The 7358-nt window shown below is 69.9% G+C and carries 8 protein-coding genes; 4 read left to right on the plus strand and 4 right to left on the minus strand.

The genetic code is table 11. The annotated features are described in order from the left end of the window. Positions 1–238: 238 nt before the first annotated feature. Positions 239–1672: an RNA polymerase sigma factor gene (locus ACFXI3_RS41135; RefSeq protein WP_344267578.1), complete on the minus strand. Its 1434-nt coding sequence runs from the start codon at positions 1670–1672 to the stop codon at positions 239–241. Between the two features lie 223 nt (positions 1673–1895). After that, a complete protein-coding gene (gene ppgK, locus ACFXI3_RS41140; protein ID WP_344267576.1) occupies positions 1896–2657 on the minus strand; it encodes a polyphosphate--glucose phosphotransferase in 762 nt (253 codons plus the stop codon). A 64-nt stretch (positions 2658–2721) separates the two neighbouring features. Between ppgK and ACFXI3_RS41145 the strand changes: the two genes are divergently transcribed. After that, complete coding sequence (locus ACFXI3_RS41145) at positions 2722–3558, plus strand: inositol monophosphatase family protein (protein ID WP_378407114.1); 837 nt, start codon at positions 2722–2724, stop codon at positions 3556–3558. Between the two features lie 38 nt (positions 3559–3596). Here the strand turns inward: ACFXI3_RS41145 and cei are convergent, their stop codons facing one another. Next, a complete protein-coding gene (gene cei / locus ACFXI3_RS41150) occupies positions 3597–4280 on the minus strand; it encodes an envelope integrity protein Cei (RefSeq protein ID WP_344267572.1) in 684 nt (227 codons plus the stop codon). Positions 4281–4789: 509 nt separating this feature from the next. Between cei and ACFXI3_RS41155 the strand changes: the two genes are divergently transcribed. Beyond that, positions 4790–5098: a DUF4193 domain-containing protein gene (locus tag ACFXI3_RS41155; protein ID WP_013224476.1), complete on the plus strand. Its 309-nt coding sequence runs from the start codon at positions 4790–4792 to the stop codon at positions 5096–5098. A 392-nt stretch (positions 5099–5490) separates the two neighbouring features. On the opposite strand, the gene ACFXI3_RS41160 is transcribed toward ACFXI3_RS41155, so the two are convergent. Beyond that, positions 5491–5976 carry a DUF3093 domain-containing protein gene (locus ACFXI3_RS41160; protein ID WP_378407116.1) on the minus strand — a complete coding sequence of 162 codons (486 nt, stop codon included), beginning with the start codon at positions 5974–5976 and terminating at the stop codon, positions 5491–5493. 24 nt (positions 5977–6000) lie between these two features. Here ACFXI3_RS41160 and dut point away from each other — a divergent pair, with 24 nt between their 5' ends. Next, on the plus strand, positions 6001–6504 hold the full coding sequence (dut, locus tag ACFXI3_RS41165; RefSeq protein WP_344267559.1) for a dUTP diphosphatase: 504 nt from the start codon (positions 6001–6003) through the stop codon (positions 6502–6504). Further along, a complete protein-coding gene (locus ACFXI3_RS41170; protein WP_378407118.1) occupies positions 6504–7169 on the plus strand; it encodes a DUF3710 domain-containing protein in 666 nt (221 codons plus the stop codon). The genes dut and ACFXI3_RS41170 overlap by 1 nt, the downstream gene beginning before the upstream one ends. Positions 7170–7358: the final 189 nt, after the last annotated feature.

Raw genomic sequence — 7358 nt, forward strand, 5'->3', positions numbered from 1 at the left:
CGTTCGGATGCACGTTCCTTATCGGGATCCGGCCCGCGGATTCCGGTTGTGCCGCAGCGTAATTCGCATCGGGATCCCGCGTCGCCGGGTTTTCCGGACCGGCCGGCGTCCACTGTGGTCCGGCGAAGGAAGGATTTCGCGGAAATGCCAGGCCGTCGCCCTGCGCGTTGTTGTCGTAAACGCGAAAAACCCCGCCGCCGCGTAGTGCGGGGCGGGGTTTCTCGCGGAACGGAGAAGCTCAGTCCAGGTAGTCGCGCAGCACCTGCGAGCGCGACGGGTGGCGCAGCTTCGACATCGTCTTCGACTCGATCTGCCGGATCCGCTCGCGCGTGACCCCGTAGACCTGGCCGATCTCGTCGAGGGTGCGCGGCTGGCCGTCGGTGAGGCCGAAGCGCAGCCGGACCACGCCCGCCTCGCGCTCGGACAGCGTCTGCAGCACCGACTGGAGCTGGTCCTGCAGCAGCGTGAACGACACCGCGTCCACCGCGACGACCGCTTCGGAGTCTTCGATGAAGTCGCCGAGCTGCGAATCGCCCTCGTCGCCGATGGTCTGGTCCAGCGAGATCGGCTCGCGCGCGTACTGCTGGATCTCCAGGACCTTCTCCGGCGAGATGTCCATTTCCTTGGCGAGCTCCTCGGGCGTCGGCTCGCGGCCGAGGTCCTGCAGGAGTTCGCGCTGTATGCGGCCGAGCTTGTTGATGACCTCCACCATGTGCACCGGGATGCGGATGGTGCGGGCCTGGTCGGCCATGGCGCGGGTGATCGCCTGGCGGATCCACCACGTGGCGTACGTGGAGAACTTGTAGCCCTTGGTGTAGTCGAACTTCTCCACCGCGCGGATCAGGCCGAGGTTGCCCTCCTGGATCAGGTCCAGGAACGCCATGCCGCGGCCGGTGTAGCGCTTGGCCAGCGACACCACGAGCCGGAGGTTCGCCTCCAGCAGGTGGTTCTTGGCCCGCTCGCCGTCGCGCACGATCCACTTGAGGTCGCGGCGCATCTGGGTGACGAGCTTCTCGCCCTCCTCCTCGGCGGTGCGCACGCGCTCGGCGGCGTAGAGCCCGGCCTCGATCCGCTTGGCGAGCTCCACCTCCTCCTCGGCGTTCAGCAGCGCGACCTTGCCGATCTGCTTGAGGTAGGCGCGGACGGAGTCGGCCGACGCGGTGAGCTCGGCGTCCTTGCGCGCCTGGCGCAGCGCCTCGGACTCCTCCTCGTCCCACACGAAGTCCGGGTTGTCCGAGGACTTGCCGCCCTTGTCCGCCGCGGCGGCGCGGCGGCGCGCGGCGGTGGACGCCGGCGCGCCCGCGGGACCCTCGGCCGTTTCGGCCTCGTCCGTGTCGTCGGAGTCGTCGTCATCGTCGTCGGTCTCGTCGTTGACCGTCTCGTCGACGACGTCGACCTCGACCTCTTCGAGATCGGACAGGTCCGGGCTGTCGAGTTCGGCCTCGTCGAGGTCGACCGGGCCGTCGGGATCGCCGTCGTCGGTCTTCGCGCCCTTCGCGGCGGCCTTCTTCGCCGGAGCCTTCTTGGCCGGAGTCTTCTTCGCGCCCGCCGGCTTCGCGGCGGTCTTGCGCGCCGGGGACTTCGCCGCTCCGGTGGCTGCCTCGTCGGCCGGCTCGCCGGCTTCGGTCGCTGTCTTCGTCCCGCCTCGGGTTGCGGTTCTTGCGGCTGCCACTTACGCCCTTTCGCAGCGGTCGATCATGACGAGCCGAGATGTCGCCACCTCAGCTGCCTCACATTCGGGGAACACGCCTCGGCCTGCGGTTTTACCTCCGCAGCTCCTGCGCCGTGTTCCATTGTAACGACGTCGGCCCACTGCGTCGCGAAGCGATCACCCTCCGGCCCCCTGCCCGGCGCCTCCCGGTGACCGGTCCGAGACCCGGCGCGGGCCTTCCGGCTCAGTGCCCGGCGCCCTCCGCGGCGGCCGCGGCGGCCCCGACGATGCCCGCGTTGTTCTGCAGCGACGCGACGACCACCGGCGTGCGGATGTCCAGCAGCGGCACCCACTTCTCGGCCTTCTTGCTGACGCCGCCGCCGACGATGAACAGGTCCGGCCAGATCAGGTTCTCCAGCACCGAGAGGTACCGGTGCACCCGCTTGGCCCACTGCGGGTACGACAGGCCCTCGTTGTCCTTCACCGAGGCGGCGGCGCGCTTCTCCGCGTCGTGGCCGTCGACCTCCAGATGGCCGAATTCGGTGTTGGGCACGAGCTTGCCGTCGTGGAACAGCGCGCTGCCGATGCCGGTGCCGAAGGTGAGCAGCGCGGTCACGCCGGCGCGCGCGGCCGCGTCGCCGAAGCGGATCTCGGCGAGGCCCGCGGCGTCGGCGTCGTTGAGCATCGTGACTTCCTCGACGCCCTTGCCGAGCCGCTTCGCGAAGAGCGCCTCGGCGTCCGTGCCGATCCACTTGCGGTCGATGTTGGCCGCGGTGTGCGCGGTGCCCTTCTTCACGACCGCGGGGAGCGTGACGCCGACCGGGCCGTCCCACTCCGCCGCGCGGACGATCTCGGCGACGACGTCCGCCACCGCGTCCGGCGTCGACGGCTGCGGCGTTTCGATCCGGTGCCGGTCCCCGATGAGCTGTCCCTGTTCCAAATCGACCAGCGCGCCTTTGATCCCGCTGCCGCCGATGTCGATTCCGAAACCTCGGGTCGCCGTCACTGACGTGGTCCCTTCTCGCACGATTCAGAAGTCTGCTGCGGAGACTTTAACCGGATGTGGTGACATGGCGGGCGTGGGAGTTGACGAGGCGATGCTGAACGACCTGAAGGACACCGCCGAGCAGGTCGCGGTCGAGGCCGCGCACCTGGTCCGGACGGCCTGGGCGCGGATGCGGTCCGGCGGCGAGGTCGCGGTGGACACGAAGTCGGCGGAGACCGACGTGGTGACCGCGGTGGACCGGGAGTCGGAGGAACTGGTCCGCGCGCGGCTGGCGCGGATCCGGCCCGGGGAACCGGTGCTCGGGGAGGAGGGCGGCGGCTCTGGCACCGGCGCCGCGGGCGGGGTGACCTGGGTGGTCGATCCGATCGACGGGACGGTCAACTTCCTGTACGGCTTGCCGGCCTTCGCGGTGTCGATCGCCGCGCAGATCGACGGGGTGTCGGTCGCGGGAGCGGTCGTGGAGCCGGTGAGCGGGCGGCGCTGGACGGCTGTGCGCGGCGGCGGTTCGTGGCTCGACGGCGACCGGCTGTCGGTGTCGAAGGCGGACCGGCTGGACCTGGCGCTCGTCGGGATGGGGTTCTCGTACGCGCAGGACCGCCGGGTCCGGCAGGGCAAGCTGACGGCGGATCTGGTCGGGCGCGTGCGCGACATCCGCCGCGGGGGAGCGGCTTCGCTGGACCTGTGCGCTGTCGCGGCCGGTTGGCTGGACGGATTCTTCGAGCACGGCCTGCACCGCTGGGACTGGGCGGCCGGGGCGTTGGTGGCGCGGGAGGCGGGCGCGACGGTGCTGCTGCCGGGCGAGGCGGCGGAACTGGGGGAGGACTCGACGTTCGCGGCGTCGCCGGGGATCGCGGCTGAGCTGCGCGCGGCGCTGGCCGCGAGCGGTGCGGCGGAGGTCTGACTGCGGGTCGTGCCTGCTGATCTCGTTCGCGGACGAGATCAGCAGGTGACGGCGCGAGCCGAGGCCAGGAGTGTCTGGTCGATCACCGGCGCGCCGGGGCCGGCGGACTGCTCGCTGCTGCCGCCGCCCTGGTGCGATTGCGACCAGGCGGTGAGCTGCTTCAGGATCTTGACCGCCTCGGGGCGCGGCTGGATGTCGGTGAACAGCTTGCCGGTGGCGAGGTCGACGGTGGCGTCCTTGCGGGTGTCGTGGACCAATTCCGCGCAGGGGATCACCAGGCTGACCGTGCGGGCCGCGGCGGCTCCGTTGTCGCCGTAGCGGATCTGGCCGCGGCAGCGCGCGTCGCCCTTGGGGTAGGCCGGGTCGTTGCCGGGGTCGCCGATGGCGGTGAAGCCGAGGTCGCGCAGCGCGTTGGTGGCGATGCTGCCCTGCCCGCGCGTGCTGCTCGCGTTGAGCACCTTCAGCGCGACCTTGTCCGGCGGCATGGGCGAGCGGTCGTCGAGGCCGTTGTGCGGCACCGAGGTGTAGGTGATTCCCGGCGGGGCTTTGGGCTCGGGATTGCAGCGCACCGCCTCGTCGACGTCGCCGCGGCCCACGACGGCGTTGACCCAGACGAACACCGCGCCGAGCGCGAGCACGCCGATCACGATCAACGCGGGCAGCGGACGGTGCTTGCGGTAAGGCCGCGCACCACGGTTCCCCGACCCGTTCCCCGACGCCACCTGCCCCGTCCCTTCCCCTCGCAGAACCGGCCGCGGTAACCCCGCCGCGCCTCGCGGTAACCGCCAGCGTACGCACCGGCGTGGTAGCCGGTGAGCCTAGGCGCTCGCCGCGGCGCGCGGTGTCGCGGGTCACCTTCACCCGTTCCGCGTAATGCCCCTCCGTGGCGATCGCACCACGGACGGCTCGGCGGGAGCAAGCGGACACGACCGCGAGGTGACGTTCGCGACGCCGGGGCAACCCGAACGGAGGACAGCCGTCTCACCTGCGCGTTCCCCCTCACGGGTGACGCTGGAGCGGCAATGTCCGACTCGGTGCGAGGCGCGCCCGGCGGTGAGCTACCCTTCCCGGGCTCCGGCCGCCGGACGAGGTCAACCAGGTTGAGACCTGGGTCACTCGCAGGCCGGGCACAAACAGGGGCGCTGGAACGTTGACCAGCGGCACGACCGGTATCGGGCGCCTCCGGAACCGGTGCAGGACGACACGCTGAATCGCAGGGGTGAGGGACACCATGGCTACCGACTACGACGCTCCGCGCCGCAGCGAAGCCGACGAGCTGGCCGAAGACTCGTTGGAGGAGCTGAAGGCCCGGCGCAACGAGAACCAGTCCGGCGTCGTCGACGTCGACGAGGACGCGACCGCGGAGAACTTCGAACTTCCCGGCGCGGACCTCTCCGGGCTCTCCGGGGAAGACATGACCGTGAAGGTCGTGCCGAAGCAGGCGGACGAGTTCACCTGCTCGGTCTGCTTCCTGGTGCACCACCGGAGCAGGCTCGCCGAGGACAACGGCGGACGGCTGATCTGCCGCGATTGCGCCTGACCTGGGGATTTTCTTCGGGGAGATCTAGGGGAGATTCACGGGGTTAGGGGTTTTCGCGGTCTTGGGATGACCGGGTAAGCACGGGGGTCGGCCTGTTGGTCGGCCCCCTTACTCGTGTTCGGGGGTGCTCGCGTTCGGCTCGTCGCCTGGCGGCGACATTGCCGCTTGGGGCGCCCCACACCCCGAAGCTTGATTGTGCTGACGGTTCGGGGGTGCTTGTCAAGGCGGGAAAGATGCCTTGACAAGCACCCCCGAACCGCAGGGCGGCTTCGTATCGGGGTGCAGGGCGCGGGCTGGGTGCTTGGAGCTGTGGGTGCGCTGGTGCTGCTAGGTCCGTGAGGGGAACCCTGAGGGACTCTGAGTCCGTGAGGGTTCCCCTCACGGGCCTGGGGTCAGGCGTTGGTGCGGAGTAGTTCGACGACTCGTTTTGGTTTGCGGGTGCTGAAGAGCCAGTACGGGGTGGGGTCTGAGGGGTCTGTCAGCGTGATGCGGACTGCGGGGCCTACCCAGCCGCGGTGCAGGACGAAGGCGGCGGGGTCGCCGTCGCGGCCTAGGGCGTGGCGTTTGGCGTCTTTTTCCACGACGGTGATTTCGCCGACGTAGCGCAGGGGCAGGTGGGCGTCGCCGAGCCAGAGCTCGGGGTCGTCGCCCGCGGTGATCTTGACTTTTGCCCTGCCCATCGAGAGCAGCAGTGCGGCCATGACGGGCACGGCGATCGCGAGCGGGATCCACATCGGGATCGACGGGTATCCGAGGTGGACTTCGACGCCGAGCAGGATCGCTCCGGCCATCGGCAACGGCCAGCCCCACCATGGGAGGTAGAGCCGTTCGGAGTGTGCGACGACGCCCGTCGCGGCGGTGTTCACGCGGTCAGCCACGCATCAAGGGTAGTCTCGCCGCCCGTGTCCAGCGTTCAGGTCCTCCTTCAGCGGCTCGACCCCGAAGTCCCGCCGCCCGCCTATGCCCGGCCCGGCGACGCCGGGGCCGATCTCGTCACCACCTCGGATATCGTGCTCGGACCCGGCGAGCGCGGGGTCGTCGGCACCGGGGTCGCGATCGCGCTGCCTTCCGGGTACGCCGGGTTCGTGCACCCTCGCTCGGGGCTCGCGGCGCGCGTCGGATTGTCGGTGGTCAACACTCCCGGCACGATCGACTCGGGCTACCGCGGCGAGATCAAGGTCTGTCTCGTCAATCATGACCCGCGCGAGAAAATCGTGCTGGCGCGCGGCGACCGGATCGCGCAGCTGGTGATCCAGCGCGTGGAGCACGCGGAATTCGTCGAGGTCGCCGAACTCGAGGAGACCGAACGCGGCGCGGGAGGTTACGGCTCGACCGGCGGGCACGCCACACTGGCACCCGGCGCCGGAGACACCGGCGCGGGCACCGGGGAAGGAACGGAACGATAGTGGGGATTTTCGGACGCAAGCGCCGGTCCGGCGACGACGAGACCGGGGGCGTCGCTTCCCAGCGCGGCGAAAGCGCCGAAGCTGACGGCGCCGACGACGCGCTCGAACCCGAGGACCAGCTCTCGGAAACAACCGACGGCCCGTTCGACGCCACGGAAGCGGAGGAAGACGGCATCCCGCGCATCGACCTGGGCTCGGTACGCGTCCCAGTGCCGGACGGTTCGCAGGTGCAGGTCGAAATGGACCCGGAGGAAGGCGGCGTGCGAGCAGTGCACGTCGTGACGGAAGTCGGGCAAATCACCGTCAGCGCCTACGCAGCCCCGAAATCCGGCGGCCTGTGGCGCGAAGTCAGCAACGAACTGGCCGACCAGCTGCGCGCGGACGGCGCGAAGGTCAACGTAGGCCGAGGCGAATGGGGCATGGAACTGTCCGCGATCGTCGGCGACGTAGCACTCCGCTTCGTCGGAGTAGACGGCCCACGCTGGATGCTGCGCGGCGTAATCGCCGGCCCGCAATCGACTGCCTCGCAAGCCCCCGAGGTCCTGCGAGCAATCGTGCGCCGCACCGTCGTAGACCGAGGCAACTCCCCCATGCCGGTGCGCACCCCCCTCCCCATCACCCTCCCCGACGCGGTAGCCCAGCACATCGCAGAACAACAAGGCTGACCAGCAAAACCCAAGCAAAAGAGAGGCCCTCACGGCACACCCGTGAGGGCCTCTCTTCTTTTTTCACACCCCCTCAACCCCAACCGCTGCACCCAACGATCGAGGCACCCGGCCCTGCCCCAACCCCGATACGAAGCCTCCTCTGCGGTCTGGGGGTGCGTGTAAAAGCATAATTACCCCCGTGACAAG

Source organism: Amycolatopsis sp. NPDC059235 (assembly GCF_042754125.1).
In the GTDB taxonomy this organism is placed as follows: Bacteria; Actinomycetota; Actinomycetes; order Mycobacteriales; family Pseudonocardiaceae; genus Amycolatopsis; species Amycolatopsis albidoflava.